Source organism: Sodalis-like endosymbiont of Proechinophthirus fluctus (assembly GCF_001602625.1).
Taxonomy (GTDB): domain Bacteria; phylum Pseudomonadota; class Gammaproteobacteria; order Enterobacterales; family Enterobacteriaceae.
Genome location: NZ_LECR01000009.1, coordinates 275 through 1,199, shown reverse-complemented (window position 1 = coordinate 1,199; position 925 = coordinate 275). Strand labels below are relative to the sequence as shown.

Here is a 925-nt window from a genome sequence, read left to right as displayed (position 1 = left end):
ACACCCACTCCCATCCAAGAGGAAATGAATTGAATTGAAAGAAATTCGTGGAAAATGTCATTGCATTCGCAAGTAAATCCTCGAATTATTCTTTCGTTCATCGATCCTCTCGATGATGGCGATGGCGATGGCGATGGCGATGAATTCAGAATGAAATTCGATTTTTCCGATTTCAGACATGGGAACGGCAGTGGAAAATTTCATAGACAAAGACGACATTTTCGCGATCGAAGAAATCGTCAAAATTCGATTCGAAAAAATGATGAAGGAACTCAAGGAGCAAAAGGTGAAAGGTGACGAAATCAATTTAATCGAATTGTTCAAGCGAATGAGAGAGGAAGAAGAGAAATTGAATTCGAAGGAAGAGAAAAATTATCGGATTCTACAAGACGAAATGATTAATTCGACGAAGAAGAATCGTAAATTCGATTCGTTTTCAGGTTCGTTCAGGAAATCGATTGAATCATTCGGAGGGGGGAGGGGAGAATCGTTGAAAAATGAGATTTCGATTTCAGGTTCTGCTGCGGGAAGGACTCTCGCGACCGGGAGAGAAAGAGACGGCAGCACCGAGGATGACTTGCCTGGAATTTCGAGCGTGGAAATAGGATCGAAATCGAAGACTTCCGCCACGATTACCGTATCCGATTCGGGTAAAAAAAAAAAAAAAATTTCTCTTTTTCTCACATTTTCACGTCGAATTCGATTGAAAAAATGAAATTTCAATTGCAGACACCGACGAATACGATTTCGTAAGAGCGATGAAATCGGTCAACGATTCGAACAAGAATAAAAAAATTGATTCGGACGACGAGGACGAAGATGACGATTCGATCGAAAATGATTTTTACGACTGCGAGAAAAGGAGAAAAAGCGAAACGTCTAAAATCAGCCAAGGTGCGACGAGAATAATAATAATAATAATAAT

General features: G+C 39.9%; 1 protein-coding gene. It reads left to right on the top strand.

The features are described 5' to 3' along the window. Positions 1 to 178 precede the first annotated feature (178 nt). Positions 179 to 715 carry a hypothetical protein gene (locus BG74_RS01155; protein WP_204376284.1) on the top strand — a complete coding sequence of 179 codons (537 nt, stop codon included), beginning with the start codon at positions 179 to 181 and terminating at the stop codon, positions 713 to 715. The last annotated feature ends 210 nt before the right edge of the window (positions 716 to 925 follow it).